Source organism: Thermovirga sp., assembly GCA_012523215.1.
Taxonomy (GTDB): Bacteria; Synergistota; Synergistia; order Synergistales; family Thermovirgaceae; genus 58-81.
Window position 1 is genome coordinate 1 of record JAAYIZ010000262.1, and the last position, 1,554, is coordinate 1,554.

Sequence of the window (1,554 nt, forward strand, 5' to 3'; positions counted from 1 at the left end):
ATAGAAAGAACCTTCATCCCTGAAGCCTCGAAGCATGTATCCAAGAGCTCCCGGCCCGACAGGCTCCGCCTTGGCTCCATACCCCGCAACTTCAAGGGAGCACTTGAAATAAAAGAGCTGAAGAGGGTCTGGCTCGAGGAACTTGCCGGTGAGGAATCCGCCCCCCTTTGCCTCTAAGAAAAAACGACGGACACAAGACAATACGACGAAGAGCCGTTCATTCGAGCCTCTCCATGACGGTGGCCATTATCTCCTTGCTGTACCCCAGGTCCTGGTCTTCCCGGGCGGCCCGCATTTCATCCATGTCCTTGAAAGAACCTTTAAGATGAGAGTGGACCGTGACGACCACCAGGCAATCCCCCCGCAACGCCCAGAGACTGGTGCCACTCCAAAAGGAGCCTTCACCGAGGCCTTCGAACTCTCTCAATGTCTTGGAGGCGTATTCATGGGCTCTCCTGGCTTTGACTTGACGATCGAAGACATCCTTCGCCGAATCGTGGATGCCTTCTTCCGCTATTGATTCATCGGTAGCCAACCTCACTTTGACCTCGAAGACGCTCCCTTCTTTGCGGTAGGCATATCTGCAGGTGAGCCCCGCTGGAAGGGTTGCCTCAATAACTCTTTCTTCGGTTATGGATTCCTTTAAAATAGCCTCGGCATCCTGCTTGGTGAACAGTTCGCAGGGCGCGAGAGGAGTGGCCGCGCCTAGGGGGGAAACAGGGCAAACGGCCGTGATTCCCAGCAGGATAGCGGAAACCGAGAAAAGGGCTCTCCATCTGGTTCTCATGATCGATACCTCCTTTTGGATTGATAAGGCGCGGGGACTCGCTTCACCTTTACTTTTATTAGTTCCCATGGTAGTCAGCCAGATTAAAATTGTCAACCCAGAGGCCCAACTCAGGCAATTCCCTTTTGACTCCAATCCGGGATAAGGAATTCAGGATAAAAGTCTTTCGCCTCTGACTCGCTCCTGGGATAGGATGGGGGAAATTGCTGTTAGAATGAGCCAGTACCGGGACTTCTTTTTGGGAGGCTTTTTCGTGGGCAATATTTTGATGATGGCCCTGTGCTTTGCCGCAGGGATAATTCTTCGTCGAAGTGGGCGTCTCCCGGCTTCCACGCCGGCGGTGCTGAACTCCTACATAATAAACGTGGCCCTCCCGGCGCTGACCCTGCTCCATATTCACGACCTGGAATACTCACCCGGGCTGGCCTATCCCGCCGCCATGGCCTGGGTTCTCTTCGTGGGAGGGTTTTTTCTATTCAGACAAGCGGGCAGGGTCGCCAACCTCTCAGCGGGGACGGTAGGCGCGCTTTTCCTGACCGGGGGGCTGGGTAATACCTCCTTCGTCGGCTTGCCCATGATCGAGGCCTTCTATGGCACGGAGTACTTGGGGATAGGGATCCTGATCGATCAACTGGGTTCCTTCCTGGTCCTCTCGACGATCGGGATCATCCTGGCCGTTTCCCAATCCTCCGGGAAGACTTCACCTTCAGTCATCGCCAGGAAGATCCTGGCTTTCCCTCCCTTTATCGCCCTCCTGGCCGCTTTCG

3 protein-coding genes are annotated in these 1,554 nt (G+C 55.0%); 2 read left to right on the forward strand and 1 reads right to left on the reverse strand.

Translation table 11 applies throughout. The features are described from left to right. Positions 1-177 (forward strand): hypothetical protein (locus tag GX108_07150; protein ID NLO56807.1); only part of this gene is annotated, 177 nt, incomplete at its 5' end. A 40-nt stretch (positions 178-217) separates the two neighbouring features. Here the strand turns inward: GX108_07150 and GX108_07155 are convergent. After that, positions 218-787 carry a hypothetical protein gene (locus tag GX108_07155; protein ID NLO56808.1) on the reverse strand — a complete coding sequence of 190 codons (570 nt, stop codon included), beginning with the start codon at positions 785-787 and terminating at the stop codon, positions 218-220. 253 nt (positions 788-1,040) lie between these two features. On the opposite strand from GX108_07155, the gene GX108_07160 reads away from it, so the two are divergent. Then, positions 1,041-1,554, forward strand: a 514-nt coding sequence (locus GX108_07160) for an AEC family transporter (protein NLO56809.1), incomplete at its 3' end; no start/stop codon positions are given.

Bases quoted from the DNA above. Each gene is read 5' to 3' on its own strand.
- GX108_07155 (NLO56808.1), bottom strand. From the start codon at position 787: ATGAGAACCAGATGGAGAGCCCTTTTCTCGGTTTCCGCTATCCTGCTG.